Below are 16,540 nucleotides of genomic sequence, written 5' to 3'. Positions count from 1 at the left end.
CCGGAGGAGAGCGACCGGAGACGTCCGCTTCTGGTTGAATGCGGCCGTTCGCCGGAACGTCAACTCGGTGTCTTCACGCCCATTGACCCGCGGCCGGCACGGAAGGGGTAACCCACCCCCTCACACCGGCCACTCCTCCTCCGCCAGCGCCCGCTGCACCGCCTCCCGCGCCCGCATCCGCACCGCGTCGTCGATCATGCGCGCGGGCCGTTCGCGTACCACGCGCTTGCGTGCCGATGGCTTGTCCAGCGCCTGCCCGGCCCGCAGGGAGGAGCCGCTGTCCGCCACGACCAGATGGTGCAAGCCATGCCGCGATGCTTGCGGCAGGTCGGGAACGTCGCCCGGCGGGCGCGGGCTCATGGCCAGCACGATCATGGTGGTGGCGAGCAGGCCCGCATGCGCCCAGTTGCGAGGCGCTGTTGGACGCCGTGCCGGAGCGCCCACCATCGGAGCACGCGACGGGGCGAGATCGAGGAAGCCGCGCAGTTGCGCCGCCTGCACGAGCGGGCGCGGCCGCGCCGCCTCGTCCGGCGTGCGGAGCAGGCCCATCCGCGCCGCCACCTGCCCGGCGCTCGGGTGGCCGGTGAAGACCACCAGCGGGACGGCGAGGGACAACGGCAGCCAGATCGGTGCCAGGGCATCCGACGCGGACCGTTGCAGCACCGCCAGCCCCGTTGCGAGCGGCAGCAGGACGGGCGCGCCCAGGCGGCGTGCGACGTCGCCCCAGCGCGGGACGTCGGCCGCGCGCGGAGGCGAACGCCACTCGAGCTTCAGGCCCGTGAGCGCGCCCAGCACGTGGACGCAATGCGCGAGCATGCGCACCGGTGCCTGCAACGTGGACAGCACGAGCTCGAAGAGCGCGCTGCCGGCGAGGCGCCCCACGCCGCCGAAGGCGGCCGCTTCGCCGCGGGCGAGCACCATGCCCACGCCCAGCAGCCGCGGCAGCAGCAGGAGGGCCAGCGTGAGCAGCCAGAGGTGCGTGTCGCTGCCCGTCTGCCCGGCACCGCTCAGGCCCAGCACCATGAACGCCAGCCAGAGCGGCGCCACCGCATAGGAGAACGCACCCACCGCGAACATCGCACGGTGCGCGCTGCGCCAGCCCGGCTCGGCGACCAGCCGCACGTTCTGCAGGTTGCCCTGGCACCAGCGCCGGTCCCGCTGCAGTTCGTCCAGCAGGTTGGCCGGCGTCTGCTCCCAGCTTCCCTCCAGCTCGGGAACCAGCCAGACCTCGTAGCCCATGCGCCCCATGAGGGCGGCTTCGACGAAGTCGTGCGAGAGGATCTCGCCGGCCAGGCCGCCCCGCCCCGGCAGCCGCGCCAGGCCGCAGTGGCGCATGAACGGCTCGACCCGCAGGATCGCGTTGTGGCCCCAGTAGTGCGCATCGCCCAGCTGCCACCACGCCATGCCGCGGGCGAACAGCCGTCCGTAGACCTGGCTCGCGAAGCGCTGCGCGCGTGCGTGCAAGGTCGCGGGGTTCGCGACCTGCGGCAGGGTCTGCAGGATGCCCGCGCGCGGGTTCGCCTCCATCAGCCGCACCAGCTGCACCAGCGTGTCGCCGCGCATGGTGCTGTCCGCATCGAGCACCACCATGTAGCGATAGTTGCGCCCCCAGCGGCGGCAGAAGTCCGCCACGTTGCCGGACTTGCGCTTCACGCGCCGCTTGCGCCAGCGATAGAACAGGCGGCCCGTGCCGTCGGCCGGCTCGCCCAGCATGGCGCACAGGCGTCGCCAGGCGCGTTCCTCCGCGGCGCGCAGCCCCGGGTCGCTGGTGTCGGACAGCACGAACACATCGAACAGCGGCAGCGCGCCGGTAGCCGCCAGCGACTCGCAGGTCGCACGCAGCCCGGCGAACACCGTGACGACGTCCTCGTTGCAGATCGGCATGATGATCGCCGTGCGCGCGGCCGCATCGATGGGCCTGCGCGCTGCGGGAACCGCCGGCGCCAGCGGGTCGCCGCGCCAGGCGGCCCACGCACCCATCGCAGCCGTGGCGCATCCCACGCCGACCCAGGCAAAGAGCAGCGTCATCAGCGCCGTGGCCGCCCACCACAGCGCATCCGGATGCTCCGGGCCGGCGGCGACCCGCAGCGCCGCTGCCCCGGCCGCCAGCGCGGCGACGAGGGCCAGGAGCGTGGCGCGGCGGCGGCCTGCGGCGGCATGCCACGGTGCCTCGCGCACCATGCGCGTGCGCGACGACGGGGCACGCCAGAGCGCGAACAGCAGCCCGCGCCAGAAGCCGAACCAGGGCGACGGGGTCATGGCACCGCGCCGCAGCGGCGGGGCGGTGCGGGCGCGTTCGGAAGGAGGTGCTTCGTTCATGGGGATGTTCATTCGGGTGCCAGTGCGTGGGACCAGGTTTCGGACAGCACGCGCGCGCCGCTGCGCAGGAAGACACGGAGCTCCGTCGCCTGCCGCGGGTCGAGGCGCTCGAAGTCCAGGGTGACGCGCCAGCCCCCCAGGGCGGGATTGGGGTACGCCGTCGCGCGCAGGCCGCGCACGTTGTCATTGCCGCTTGTTATCGCCTCGACCGCGCCCTCCCCCAGGCCTTCCAGCGCCGGGCCCGCGAAATCGAGGTGGTACTGCAGGTGGCCGGCGGGAGCCGGACCTTCGCGCCAGCCGTGCCCGCGCCGGCTCTGCACCACCCAGGCGTTGGGCGGCAATGGCTGGCGGTCCGACACCGTCAGGCGCCACGCGAATTCGACGGGCTCGCCCGGTGCGGGCAGGCGCTCGGGGAACCACCAGGCACCGATGTTGTCGTGCGTTTCGTCCGGCGTATGGAACTGCAGCAGCTCCACACGCCCCGCGCCCCAGTCACCGAGGGGCTCCACCCACGCGCTCGGCCGCAGGTCGTAGCGGGCCTCGAGGTCGTGGTAGCTGCCGAACGCACGATCGCGCTGCATGAGGCCGAAGCCGCCCAGCGACGGCATGGCGAAGCTGGTGACGAAGACGCCGCGCGGGTTCGACAAGGGGCGCCACAACCACTCGCCTTCGCCGGTGGCCACCTGCAGCCCGTCGGAGTCGTGCACTTCGGGGCGGTAGTCGTCCGGGAGGGCCTGGTTCTCGCCACCGAGGAACATGCTGGTCAGGGGAGCGATCCCCAGCCGTGCCACGGGGCTGCGCAGCGTGAGCCTCGCCCGGACGTCCACCGTGGTGCGTGCCGGGCCCGGCGTCACCACGAAGGCGTACGCGCCCGTGACGCGCGGCGACTCGAGCAGCGCGAAGAAGCGCACCGCGCTGTCGCCGGCCGACGGCCGGACCACCCAGAACGTGGTGAAGGCGGGGAACTCCTCGCCGCTGCCGCCGACGGTGTCGACCGCGAGCCCGCGTGCGGACACCCCGTAACGCAGGGCGGGGGCGACCAGGCGGAAATAGCTGGCGCCCAGGAAGGCCGCCACCTCGTCACTGCGCGGCGGCTCGCCGGTCCAGCGGTTCAGGCGCCAGCCGGCGACGCCGTCGGCCGCTGCGCCCTCGAATGCGGACGCGGGCACCTGCAGGGGCTGCACCGCGTCGCCGACGACCTCGTACATCCGCACTGCGCGCGTGAAGCCGCGACCGCGGGGGAAGTACTGCAGCTCGAACGGCGTGCCGCTGCCACGCCAGGTGGAGAACTCCGGGCGAAACCGCTGCCGGCGATAGGCGTCGTAGCTGATGGCCGCCAAGGCCGGATCCGCTGCGGGCGGTTCCCGGTAAGGGGCCCGCGCGACCCGCTCGGCCTCCCTTGCGACATCCTCGAACCCGAATGAAAGAGCATGGACGGGGGCGAACGCCAGGAACGCCGTCGTCCAGAATGCGATTCGTCGCAACATCCAGTGCACTACGCATTTTTTGGACCCGCGATTGTGCACGCCGGGGAAGGGGCGGCGAGCTCATCAACGCGTTACAGGCGCGACGCGGTGCGACGGACGTAACGACTTATGCGGCTCAGCGCACCGCCACGGCGTCTGCTTCGTGGGCCAGCGCAGGATAGGGATTGACCATCTGCGCGTCGCGCCAGCGCAGGCGCGGCGTGTGCAGCATCACCGCGAAGTGCAGGTGCGGCGCCGTGGGGCTCGCATTGCCCGTGGCACCGACATAGGCGATCACGTCGCCTCGACGCACCTGCTGCCCTTCGCGAAGGCCGTCGGCGTACCCTGCCAGGTGCGCGTAGTAGTAGACGAAGCGGCCGGAGTCGTCCGCCTGGTACAGCGCCAGCCCGCCGCCCGCATTGCGCGAGATCTTCTCGATGCGGCCGTCATCGGCGGCAACGACGGGCGTCCCCCACGGCGCCATGATGTCGATCGCCTCGTGCCGGCGGCCCTTGCCCCGCCGGCCGTGGAAACTGTCCTTCAGCCGCGTCCGCAGCACGCCCTGCACCGGCACGGCAAGCCGCCGCTGCGCGAGCAGTTCCTCCGGCGTTGGTGCGACGGGCTCGGCCACGGCGCTCGGCTGCGCCGGCGCGGGCGGTGCCTCCCGGCGCCAGGGCTCGCCCGTGGTCGAATGCAGCAGCACCACCACCAGCAACAACAGCCACGGGACGCGGGAAAAGGCCATGTTGCAGCTTGGCACCGGCTGGCCGGCCTGGCCGTCGGAGCCCTGCGGAAGGCTGCGTCAGCAGCACCGTACGTTGCAAAACGGGCGCGCGCGCAGGCGACCGCACTGTCATCAAGTTGCTTCGCGGCGGTTGGGAGTGATCACCGGGTTGGTCGTCTGCTTTTGGGCGGGAGTTGACTTCCGCTCGGTTGCGACTGGGGCAGCAATGGCCGCTGGCTATCGCTACTAGCGGGCGACGAGGACGACTGCTTTGCAGCGGTTGCGGTCAGTCGCCGGTGGACGACCAGTTCACGCTCTCAGTCTCATTGCGGTCATTGAGCAACCCCGACGTGAAGACGCGCGACACCGCAGCGCGTCGAAAGTGGCAGCCGGATGGCGGAAGCACCACGCGGAATCAAAACGAGCCCGTTTAAGTCAACTGACGCCGTTGCTGCGCCGACGGGCTCCCATCGGGCGCAGTCTTCCGGCTAGCGAGGGACAGATACGGCTCCGCGCTAACCCGATTGCTTCAAATTCCCTCCCGGATGGTAGAAAGGAGACGTACTCCAACGCGTGTAGTCCCAAAGTTCCATTCGAAGTGGCGCGTTGAGCCCGTCAACCGTCTGCCAACAAACTTCGCCATCACGCAATGAAGTGGAAGAACAGGAATCTTAGAGAACTTGCGCACATGGTCTGCGGAGACACCGAGCATTTTCGATACAGATCCAGCAGCTACATCACAGAGTTTTTCCAGGACTGCGACCTTGACTACGTGCATGACGGATCCACGCGCTGGGCGTGGGTCGCGGAGAAGCTCGAGGAAGTCTTGGCCCTGCCACATTCCAGCCCTTCGATGCCCCCTGATGCCTTCATCCGAATAATTCGGGCGACGCTGGACAAAGGCGATGCGCAAAACGGCGATCCAGACAGGAGCAGGGCGCTGGCCGCCCTCAACGCGGTCTTAGCTCGGGAAGGTTGGAATGCCTTCTACGACGAACATGGCGTGGCGCAGCTTCGGCACATCGCCACAAATTCCATCGCGCAGCTAGCCAATCCGCATCGTCCACTAACTCCAGCGGAGGCGGCGCGTCGGGAGCAACTCACTGCCTACCTCGAACGTTGCTCTGAGGATGAGCTCATCGAAGAGGTATTGCTTCCGCTTTTTCGGCAGCTGGGGTTTCACCGGATCACAGCTGCGGGTCACAAGGATAAGTCGCTGGAATACGGCAAGGACGTATGGATGAAGTTTACGCTTCCGACCCTTCACGTCCTCTACTTCGGCATCCAAGCAAAGAGGGGGAAGCTAGATTCCGCCGGTGTTGGCAAGGAGGGGTCTAGCAACATCGCGGAGATTCACAATCAAGTGAACATGATGCTCGGGCACGAGATTTTCGATCCTGAGTTAAACCGGCGTGTGTTGGTGGACCACGCGTTCATTGTCGCTGGTGGAGAGATCACGAAGCAGGCCAGGAACTGGATCGGCAACAAATTGGACGCCACGAAACGTTCCCAGATCATGTTCATGGACAGGGACGACGTTCTAAACCTCTTCATCGTAACGAACCTGCCGCTCCCGAAAGAAGCGCTTCCTGCCAAGAAGTTTGTGGACCCGTTTGACGACGATCTTCCGTTTTAATCGCCCGCGACGGCAAGCGTAACGAAGAAGAAGAACGAAGGAGATACGGATGGCCTTGGTCAAGAAGAAGTATGACCGTCTCGCGCCAAGAAGGACCTACCTGGGAGACCCCGCGGTGCTTGCGCAAGCCTGGAAGAAGGCACATAGCTATATCCGGCGCCACAATTGGTACGCAGATACGTTGGAGCTCGACTACTCTGGCGTCTGCCTAGATGCACTGCTGGAGACTTGGAGCAGATCAATCACGAGCGGTGAGTATCGGACTGCAAAGGCCAAGCTGGTGCCTGCACCGAAAAGCGAGATTTGGGGCTTCTCTGATGAATTCAACAGCGGTTGGGCCCCCCTAAACGCCAAAGCGGGCGAACTACCTGTGCTCCGTCCGCTCGCCCACCTCGGTATCAGGGAACAGACCGTAGCGACCGCTGTGATGCTATGTCTGGCGGACTGCATCGAAAGCGCGCAAGGCGACACGGCCACGCGCGCGGAAGACGCTGCCGGCCGAGGAGTATTCAGCTACGGGAACCGGCTTTTCTGCGGGTGGGCTGCGCAAGGCCGACTTGCGCAGTTTGCCTGGGGAAACTCTGATGTCTACAGCCGCTATTTTCAGGATTACCAGCGCTACATCGACCGGCCGCTCAAGATCGCCCAGCAAATCCCCGAAGACGCTGACGAAGTCGTCTACGTAGCGAAACTGGACATCACTGCGTTCTTCGACAACATTGATCTTTCCCGCCTGATTTCAGTGCTGCGCAGCGAGTATCGAGCTTTCAGCAGCAAGTACCCGCAATACCAAGCGGCAACTAATCAGTTCTGGGAAGCCGCGCGGAAGGCGCTTACGTTTCAGTGGAGCAGTGGCGACCGGAAGTTGGGCGTGCTATTTCAGAACAAGGAATTGCCCGGTGGTCTGCCGCAGGGCTTGGTCCCCAGCGGTTTTTTCGCTAACGCGTACCTCTTGGACTTCGATCGAGCCATGGGAAGGAGCATTGGCCGGGAGGTCCAAATGGAGGGCATGACATTCACGTTGCATGACTACTGCCGGTACGTGGATGACTTGCGTTTAGTAGTTGCGGTGCGCGGCGGGAAGGACGAAGCCGGAGTCCAAGAAGCGTTGGCACAATGGGTAGACCGCCGGCTGGGTGCGCACACCTCTGTCGACGCGGATGACCGAGTGCGTTTGCGCATCAACGGAAAGAAGACCGAGGTTGAACGGTTCAGCGCGATCGGGAAGAAGAGCAGCACTGCGGCCCGGATGGCAGGGTTGCAGCAACAACTCAGTGGGCCGTTTGACCTCAGCACTCTTCAACAGACAGAAGCGGGCCTAAGCGGCTTACTCTCTCTCGCAGAATTGAGCTTGAAAGAGCAGATGCTGCCGGAGATCAACACTCGGTCACCGCAACTTGCTGCGGTTGCGCGCACTACGCTGGAAGTTCGCGACGACACTCTCACCCGGTTCTCCGCATTCAGGCTGGTGAAGTCTCTGCGGCTCCGCAGGGGACTAACGGATCTGATGGAGCCGGAGGGCCAAGCAACGGCCAGGCAGTCGTTGCTGTTCGACTTCGAGGCCGCCGCTCGGCGACTGATTTCTGCGTGGGCGTTGAACCCGTCGCTAGTCCAGGTGCTCCGCTATGCGCTGGACCTTTACCCAAGCCCAGACTTGCTACAACCCGTGTCGGATGCGCTGGTGGCGAAGCTTGGGGACGATGCAGCTACAGAGTATGAGCGCCGGGTTGTCTTCTATGTTCTTGCAGAGCTCTTCAAGGCTGGGGCCACAGAGACCGGAAAGAACGCCTACGCCGATACCGATCTGGGCGTTGGAGACGTCGTCGGCTACCGACTCGCGCTCGCCGATTTGGCGCAGGCCTGCCTCCAAATGGTGGACCTTCCTTGGTATGTACAGCAGCAGGCAAGTCTGCTACTGGCGTCAGTCGGCCACGCCTTGCACGATCTTCCTGCAAGCCCTGAGCTGAAGCTGCACATCCTGCTGCACGACTTCCTGCGGAAACGATACGACAGCGACTCGGATCCGCAGACGGCCATCGTCGTCTCACTTGTGGGGCACCAACTACGTGGTGATGACGCTCACTATTTAGCGTGGTTCAAGCAATTTTCAGCTCGGTCCGCGCGGAGCGAAGTGGGAAGCGCGCTCCGAATCATCGGTGAGGTGAGCCCAGGTTTATTCCAAAGTCTCGCTGCAGGTAAGCGGCGAGTCCCGCTGGCCGTGACCGGCGCTATGCCTGTCCACTTGGTGGAGTACGCGCGCAGTCGCGCCGAGCGCGTGGACGAACCGCTGCCCAATGGAACTTGGCTCCCCTTCTCTGCGGTTGTTGTTCATCCTTCCTCTCCGTTCGCACAAGAAAACGCGCTGCTTCGTCTCGCATTCGCTCTGACAGCCTCCAGCCACATCCGAAAGGCAAAAGCGCACGTGCTGACGCCAGTGAATATCCGCTTACGCAGTGGCGACTGGGGAAGCCTGAACGATCCGCGGACGAGTGAGCTGGAGGTCGTCCTGCGGGTGGACGTGGCGGATGAGGATCCGGTATACGCCACACCCTCATGGTGCGATGAAGAGGATGCCTGGATGTACGCACTTGGCCGATTGCTGCGGTCAGCCGCCACGGGCGAGCCAGACTTCACTGCGAGGCGTTGGCTCTTGGCGGGCGTCGAGAGCTGGTACCAGGGTATCACCAGCACCTGGCAAAAGCGGCGTATTGGGCTGCTTAACACCGGCAATGCACTGAGAGGCTCAGAATTTGCGCTTACACCGTGGATTTCGGAGTTGCTGCTTCGCCTGCTCCGCTGGCCGGGAATCGCCCAAAGGACGCCAAGGCTTGTAGGTGAGTTCACAACGTTCGAGCAGTTGCACTCCATCGTCAAGGACAGACTGCAATCTCAGCTCGCCATTTACGGCAGAAGCTCGGGCGTACCTATCTATCGGTATCCAGTGATCTGGCCCCTGGCAGGCAAGGAGTTCTTGCGCGTTGCAGTGGTGCAGGGGTTGATGCCACAACACGACGACTTCTTGCCGGGACTCTCGGCTTTCGATGCGCCAAGCTACCGGGGGCGACATAGAAGTCACACCGCGTCGCTACTGCACCTAGCGAGCCGACACCTTGCAACGCGCGATCAAGTCCTCGAGAAGTGTGAAGCTAAGCCGTATGTCGACCTAGTCCTGTTTCCGGAGCTTAGTGTGCACGTAGGCGATCAGGACTTGATGCGGGCATTCTCCGATTCCACGGGAGCGATGCTGTTCTACGGAGTCCTAGGGGCCTTGGCACCGACCTCGGGCAAGCCGACCAACATTGGTCGGTGGCTGATTCCGCAGCGTGATTCAGGGCGTCGGTCGTGGATCGAGGTCGATCAAGGAAAGTGGCACCTCACACCAGAAGAGAAGACGCTTGGCTTTGTCCCCTGGCGCCCCTACCAGGTCATCATCGAGCTGCAGTCCGCAGATCTCGAACCGATCTATCGAATATCAGGTTCGATCTGCTACGACGCGACGGACTTGTGCATGGCGGCCGATCTGCGGGACCAAAGCCACATGTATGTGGTCTCCGCGATGAACAAGGACATCAAGACGTTTGACAGCATGGTCTCGGCGCTTCGGTACCACATGTACCAGCATGTTCTGGTTGCAAACATCGGCGAATTTGGTGGGTCCACTGCGCAGGCGCCGTACGACTTGGAACATCGGCGGCTAATTGCCCACTCTCACGGCGGACAACAGATTTCAGTGTCCCTCTTCGATGTGCGGATCAATGACTTCGGTCCGAAGCTTGAGGCTACCCAAACCTCTGGGGCAGCAGCCGGAAAGATGACGCGCATTGGTAAGACGCCGCCAGCTGGGCTCCGTCGGTAGTCGGGGACTTGACTGCCCCACGGCCCGTGAGCGGCAGTTTCACCGCCAAGGAGAAGGGAACGGCTTTGCATCGCGTAGCGATCACTGGTTTGCGTGCGCTGGCTCCGCGCCCGCTCCTGCAGGCGCCTCAGGCTCTTACCCGGGGACGGCATGCTGGGCTCAGAGCGAGGAACGATGGTCACGAACGGGAGGTCGAGAAGGGGAGCGTGCATATGAGCGGCCGCACAGAGTCGCTCGCCCGTTCAAATCGGGTCGCAACCCGGGGCCCCTTTTGTTAGTGAGCACAATCGCCGCCGGACCTAACAGCTCTTGGGGTAACACCCCATAAATCCGGCCTTCACGTCCACGCTGGTCCGCGATGCTAGTCTTTGGTTAGGCAAGCTTGTGCGAGAGGGTGAGGCGACCGCGACGGCAACTTCCGGCCAACAGCGATCCTGCGCCGCGTGCGTAGGCCCATGTCAGCTATCGGCGACCGCCGCCATCAGACGGCCAAACCGGACCGACCGCCCCCAGTCTGAACCGGCCAATCGCCGAAGCTGCATGGCCTGAAACGATCTGCCGGCGCAGTAGCAGCGTGAAGACCGCTCCAACCCAAAGCAGACATCCCCAAGGGAACACCGCGCGGTTACCAGTCCAAGCACACCACGCGCCCCCTTCCGCCCCGCTCACGGCCCCCCGGCTGCCACCTGCGTGGGCGGCTCGCCCCAGCCGCCGCCCAGCGCCCGCACCAGCGACACCGTCGCCTGGAACTGCGCGGCGCGCACCTGCAGCGCCTGTCGGCGATTGCGCAGTTCGCTGCGCCGCGCGTCCAGCAGCTCGAGCTGGCTCACCAAGCCGTTGCGGTACCGCGTGTCCGAAAGACGCGTTGCACGCAGCGCGGCGTCGACCGCGCGGCCTTGCGCCAGCGACTGCTGGTGCAGCAGGTGCAGGGCCGCCAGCTGGTCTTCCACTTCGCGGAACGCCACCAGCACCTGGCCGCGGTGGCTCGCCAGTGCTTCCTCGAGCTGCGCCTTCGCGTCCTCGATGCCCGCCTTGCGGCGGCCCCCGTCGAAGATCGGCAGCGAGAGCAGCGCGCCCACGCCCCAGGCGCGCGCGGACCAGCGGAACAGGTCGCCGAGGTCGGCGGAGGCGAAGCCGCCCGCGCCGGTGAGCGCGATGCCCGGGAACCAGGCTGCTTCGGCGACGCCGACGCGCGCCTGCGCTGCGAGCAGCGATGCTTGCGCTGCGGCCACGTCCGGCCGGCGCGCGAGCACCGTGGCTGGCACGCCGGCAGGAATCGTCGGCAGGGCCGTCGTCCACTGCGCCACCGGCAGGTTGAAGTCGGAGGCCGCTTCGCCGATCAGCACCGCAAGGGCATGTTCCAGCGCCGCGCGCTGGCGGTCGATCGCCAGCGCCTCCGCTTCGGTCGCGGCCACTTCCGCCTCGACGCGCACGACGTCGAGCTCGGCGACGTCGCCGGCCTGGTGCCGGCGCTGCGTCAGCCGCAAGGTGCCGGAATACGCTTCGACGGTCTCCCGCACCAGCGCGCGTTCGACGTCCAGTGCACGCAGGGCGAGGTACGTCTGCGCCGTCTCCGCCTGCACCGCGAGGCGCGTGCTTTGCAGCAGTGCCTCGCGAGCGCTTGCATCCAGCGACGCAGCGTCTCGCCGCCCCGTCGCCCGGCCGAAGAGGTCCGGCTCGTACGCGAGCTGCACGCCGGCGTTGTACACCGTGAAGGGGCCCGAGCGGCCGGCGCTGTCGGTGCCGGTGCCGCGGTCCACGCCAGCGCCGATGCCCACCTGCGGCAGCCGCTCCGCATTCGCGGCACGCACCAGCGCGCGGGCTTGCGCCACGCGGGCCGCGGCTTCGCGCACGCTGGTGTTGGCCACCGCGGCACGCTGCACGAGCGTTTCGAGCTGCGGGTCGGCGAACGCCTTCCACCATTCGCCGCGGTGCTGCGCTTCGGCGGGCGCAGCGGTGGTCCAGCGGATGTCCTGCTTGAACTGCGCGGGCGGCGGCGGCTCGGCCGGCAGCTCAGGCAGGGTGGTGGCGCAGCCGGCCAGCAGCAGGGCGCCGACCAGGGGCAGCAATGCGATCTTCTTCATGTCAAACCTCCTCGGGACGCACGCGCGCCGCAGGGACCGGGCGCACCGCGCCGCCGCCACCGCCGGCACCCTGGGCGAAGCCTTCGAATTGGGGCACCTGCCCGTGCTGGCGCAGCGGCCGGTTGCCCGCCAGGCGTCGCAACACGACGTAGAACACCGGCGTGAGGAACAGGCCGAAGGCCGTGACGCCGATCATTCCGCTGAACACCGCCGAGCCCATCGCGCGGCGCATCTCCGACCCGGCGCCGGTGGACAGCACCAGCGGCAGCACGCCCATGACGAAGGCCAGCGATGTCATCAGGATCGGGCGCAGGCGCAGCCGGCTGGCCTCGATCGCGGCCTGCACGGGCGTGCGTCCTGCGAACTCCAGTTCGCGGGCGAACTCCACGATCAGGATCGCGTTCTTCGCCGACAGCCCGACGAGCACCATCAACCCGATCTGCGTGAACACATTGTTCTCGCCGCCCCCGAGCCAGACGCCGCCCATCGCCGCGAAGATGCCCATGGGCACGATCAGGATGATCGACAGCGGCAGCGTCAGGCTCTCGTACTGCGCGGCCAGCACGAGGAACACCAGCAGGATCGCCAGCGGGAACACCCAGGCCGCCGAATTGCCGGCCAGGATCTCCTGGTACGTGAGCTCGGTCCACTCGAACGAGATGCCGGCCGGCAGCGTCTCTGCCGCGATGCGGGTGATCGCGTCCTGCGCCTGGCCCGACGAGAAGCCCGGCGCCGGTCCGCCGTTGATGTCCGCCGTGAGGTAGCCGTTGTAGCGCTGCGCCCGGTCCGGGCCGTAACTGGAGCGCACGGTCATTAGCGCCGACAGCGGAATCATCTCGCCGGAGCTGGAGCGCACCTTCAGCGCACCGATGTCCTCGGCACGGGCGCGGTAGGCGGCATCCGCCTGCACGCGCACGCTGTAGGTGCGGCCGAACTTGTTGAAGTCGTTGACGTAGACGCTGCCCAGGTAAGTGGACATGGTGTCGAACACGTCGGTCACGGCCACGCCCAGCTGGCGCGCGCGGGTGCGGTCGATGTCGGCATACAGCTGCGGCACGTTCACCTGCCAGCTCGTGAACAGCCCGGTGAGCTCCGGCGCCTGCGACGCCTTGGCCATGAAGGCCTTCACGGCATCGTCCATCGCGGCGTAGCCGAGCGAGGCGCGGTCCTCCAGCTGCAGCTTGAAGCCGCCGGTGGTGCCCAGTCCCTGCACCGGCGGCGGCGGGAACATGACGATGAAGGCGTCCTGGATGCCCGCGAAGGCCTGGTTCAATTGCCCGGCGACGGCCACGCCGCTCTGGTCCGCGCCCTTGCGCTGGTCGAAGGGCTTGAGCATCGCGAACACGATCCCGGAATTGGAGCTGTTGGTGAACCCGTTGATCGAGAGGCCGGGGAACGCCAGCGTGCCCTCCACGTTGGGGTTCTTCTGCGCGATCTCGCCCATCTTGCGGATCACCGCATCGGTGCGGTCCAGCGTGGCGCCATCGGGCAGCTGCGCGAAGCCGATCAGGTACTGCTTGTCCTGCGCCGGCACGAAGCCCGAGGGCACCGCCTGGAACAGGCCGATCGTCGCGACGCCGATCACCGCGTACATCGCGAGCATCGCGCGCTTGTGCGCCAGCACCTTGCGCACGCCGCCGCCGTAGCTGGTGGAGCCGCGCTGGAACACGCGGTTGAAGCCGCGGAACAGCCACCCGAGCCAGCGGTCCATGAAACGCGTGAGCGCGTCCCTGGGTGCATCGTGGCCTTTCAGCAGCAGTGCCGCGAGCGCGGGCGACAGCGTCAGCGAGTTGAACGCGGAGATCACCGTCGAGATGGCGATGGTCACCGCGAACTGGCGGTAGAACTGGCCCGTCAGTCCGCTGATGAACGCCAGGGGCACGAACACGGCCACGAGGACGAGCGCGATCGCGACGATCGGGCCGGAAACCTCGCGCATCGCGCGGTAGGTCGCCTCGCGCGGCGTGAGGCCGGCCTCGATGTTGCGTTCGACGTTCTCCACCACGACGATGGCGTCGTCGACCACGATGCCGATCGCCAGGACCAGGCCGAACAGGCTCAAGGCATTGATCGAGAACCCCAGCAGGTGCAGCACCGCGAACGTGCCGACCACCGACACGGGCACCGCGAGCAGCGGGATGATCGACGCGCGCCAGGTCTGCAGGAACAGGATCACCACCAGGACCACCAGCGCGATGGCTTCCAGCAGCGTCGTCACCACCGATTGGATCGAGGCGCGCACGAACTGCGTCGGGTCGTACGCGATGCGGTACTCCACGCCTTCGGGCATGTTCTTCCGGATCTCCTCCATGGTGGCGCGCACTTCGGCGGAGATCTGCAGCGCGTTGGAGCCGGGCGCCTGGAACACGCCGATGCCGACCGCGGAGTCGTTGTCCAGGAGCGAGCGCAGCGAGTAGTCGGCCGCGCCCAGTTCCAGCCGCGCGATGTCGCGCAGCCGGGTGACCGCGCCGTCCGCGCCGGTCTTGACGATGATCTCGCCGAACTCCTCCTCGCTCTGCAGGCGGCCTTGCGCGTTGATCGACAGCTGCAGGTCCACGCCCGGCAGGCCGGGAGAGGCGCCGACGACGCCGGCGGCGGCCTGCACGTTCTGCTCGCGGATCGCGCGCACCACGTCGCTGGCCGACAGGCCGCGCTGCGCCACCTTCTGCGGATCGAGCCAGACGCGCATGGCGTACTCGCCGCCGCCCCAGATGCCGACCTGGCCGACGCCGCCAATGCGCGCCAGCCGGTCGCGCACGTTCAGCACCGCGTAGTTGCGCAGGTAGTCCATGCCGTAGCGGCCGTTGGGCGACACCAGGTGCACCACCATCGTGATGTCTGGCGAGCTCTTGACGGTGGAGAGACCCAGGCGCCGCACTTCCTCCGGCAGCCGCGGCTCGGCCTGCGCCACGCGGTTCTGCACCAGCTGCTGCGCCTTGTCCGGATCGGTTCCCAGGCGGAACGTGACGTTGAGCGTCATCAGGCCGTCGGTGGTGGCCTGGCTGCTCATGTAGAGCATGCCTTCGACGCCGTTGATGGCTTCCTCGAGCGGCGTGGCCACCGTCTCGGCGATCACCTTCGGGTTGGCGCCGGGATAGGTGGCGCGCACCACCACGGTGGGCGGAACGACCTCCGGGTACTCGGAGATCGGTAGCGCCCGCAACGCGATCACGCCGGCCAGGAAGACCAGCAGCGACAGCACGCCGGCGAAGATCGGCCGGTCGATGAAGAAACGCGAGATGTTCATGTTCAACCTGCCATCGCGACTTGCTGCGGCTGCACCACGGCGCCGGGGCGCACGCGCTGCAGGCCGTTGACGACGATGCGCTCGCCGGCCTTGAGGCCGCTGTGCACCACCCGCTGCCCGTTGGTGGAGGCGCCGAGCGTCACCTCGCGGTACTCCGCCTTGTTGCCTTCGCCGACCACCAGCACGTACTTCTTCTCCTGGTCGGTGCCGACGGCGCGTTCGGGCACCAGCACGGCGCGCGTGGTGCGCGCCTGGCCCATGCGCACGCGGGCGAACTGTCCCGGGATCAATGCACCGTCGCGGTTGTCGAAGGCGGCACGCAGCCGGATCGTTCCGCTCCTGGCGTCGACCTGGTTGTCGATCAGGTGCAGCCGACCCTGGTAGGGCGTGTCGGCACTGGTGCCCGTTCCCATCTGCACGGGGATGCGTTCGATCATCTGGCGCGCGCTGGCGCCGCCGGCCAGGCCCTGCAGCGCGCGCACGATCACCTGTTCGTCGGCATCGAAGCTGGCGTAGATCGGGCTCACCGACACCAGCGTCGTCAGCACCGGTGCACCCGGGCCCGCGGCGACCAGGTTGCCGGCCGTCACTTCCAGCTTGCCGATGCGGCCGCCCACCGGCGCGCGCACCTGCGTGTAGCCCAGGTTGAGCCGGGCACCCTGCAGCTGCGCCTGCGCGGCGCGCAGGTTGGCTGCGGCTTCGCGGGCGGCGTTCACCTTTTCCTCCAGTTCGCGCTGGGCGATCGCGCTTTCCTCCCACAGCCGCTGGGCACGCGCGTGTTCGCTTTGCGCCTGCGCGAGTCGCGCTTGCGCCGCGCCGACCTGTGCTTCCGCGCGTTCCACTTCGGCCTGGTAGGGGGCGGGATCGATCGTCACCAGCAGGTCGCCGTGGCGGACCAGCGCGCCTTCGCGGAAGTGCACGGCCTGCACGGCGCCGGCCACGCGCGAGCGGACCTCGACGCGCTCCACCGCTTCGAGGCGGCCGGAGAACTCGTCCCAGGCGGTGATCTCGCTCTCGCCCACGGTGGCGACGGAGACCTGCGGTGGCGGCGGTGCACTGTTGGCGGTGGCCTGCGCGCGATCGCCTTGCAGCGCGATGATGGCCGTGGCGAGCACGGACATGCCGGCTGCGACGCCGGCAGCGGTCCACATGCGCAGCTTGTTGTTCTTGGCGTTGGTCATGTTTCTTTTCTCCAGGGTGCGTTGGTC

The 16,540-nt window shown here is 67.0% G+C and carries 8 protein-coding genes; 2 read left to right on the top strand and 6 right to left on the bottom strand.

Translation table 11 applies throughout. The features are described 5' to 3' along the window. Window positions 1-120: 120 nt before the first annotated feature. From mdoH to H8N03_RS05105, 3 genes are all read right to left on the bottom strand, one after another. Complete coding sequence (mdoH, locus tag H8N03_RS05115) at window positions 121-2,319, bottom strand: glucans biosynthesis glucosyltransferase MdoH (RefSeq protein WP_187075016.1); 2,199 nt, start codon at window positions 2,317-2,319, stop codon at window positions 121-123. A gap of 8 nt (window positions 2,320-2,327) precedes the next feature. After that, complete coding sequence (locus H8N03_RS05110) at window positions 2,328-3,806, bottom strand: glucan biosynthesis protein G (protein ID WP_187075015.1); 1,479 nt, start codon at window positions 3,804-3,806, stop codon at window positions 2,328-2,330. A 115-nt stretch (window positions 3,807-3,921) separates the two neighbouring features. Then, window positions 3,922-4,530, bottom strand: a complete 609-nt coding sequence (locus H8N03_RS05105; RefSeq protein ID WP_187075014.1) for a M23 family metallopeptidase — start codon at window positions 4,528-4,530, stop codon at window positions 3,922-3,924. Between the two features lie 628 nt (window positions 4,531-5,158). On the opposite strand from H8N03_RS05105, the gene H8N03_RS05100 reads away from it, so the two are divergent. Beyond that, the gene (locus tag H8N03_RS05100; protein ID WP_187075013.1) at window positions 5,159-6,145 is read left to right on the top strand and encodes a PDDEXK family nuclease; all 987 of its coding nucleotides are present in this window, start codon (window positions 5,159-5,161) and stop codon (window positions 6,143-6,145) included. Between the two features lie 49 nt (window positions 6,146-6,194). After that, window positions 6,195-10,001 carry an RNA-directed DNA polymerase gene (locus H8N03_RS26180; RefSeq protein WP_187075012.1) on the top strand — a complete coding sequence of 1,269 codons (3,807 nt, stop codon included), beginning with the start codon at window positions 6,195-6,197 and terminating at the stop codon, window positions 9,999-10,001. 665 nt (window positions 10,002-10,666) lie between these two features. Here H8N03_RS26180 and H8N03_RS05090 read toward each other — a convergent pair. Genes H8N03_RS05090 through H8N03_RS05080 form a run of 3 tightly spaced genes read right to left on the bottom strand, consistent with a single transcriptional unit; the run spans window position 10,667 to window position 16,453 of the window. Continuing rightward, window positions 10,667-12,085, bottom strand: coding sequence for an efflux transporter outer membrane subunit (locus tag H8N03_RS05090; RefSeq protein WP_187075011.1), 1,419 nt, complete (start codon window positions 12,083-12,085; stop codon window positions 10,667-10,669). A 1-nt stretch (window position 12,086) separates the two neighbouring features. Next, window positions 12,087-15,332, bottom strand: coding sequence for an efflux RND transporter permease subunit (locus H8N03_RS05085; protein WP_187075010.1), 3,246 nt, complete (start codon window positions 15,330-15,332; stop codon window positions 12,087-12,089). 2 nt (window positions 15,333-15,334) lie between these two features. Then, the gene (locus H8N03_RS05080; protein ID WP_435531653.1) at window positions 15,335-16,453 is read right to left on the bottom strand and encodes an efflux RND transporter periplasmic adaptor subunit; all 1,119 of its coding nucleotides are present in this window, start codon (window positions 16,451-16,453) and stop codon (window positions 15,335-15,337) included. Between the last annotated feature and the right edge of the window lie 87 nt (window positions 16,454-16,540).

Origin of the sequence: Ramlibacter cellulosilyticus (assembly GCF_014297465.1) — a bacterium.
GTDB classification, from domain to species: domain Bacteria; phylum Pseudomonadota; class Gammaproteobacteria; order Burkholderiales; family Burkholderiaceae_C; genus Ramlibacter; species Ramlibacter cellulosilyticus.
The sequence above is the reverse complement of the archived record's forward strand: the minus strand, read 5'-3'. Positions and strand labels throughout refer to the sequence as shown.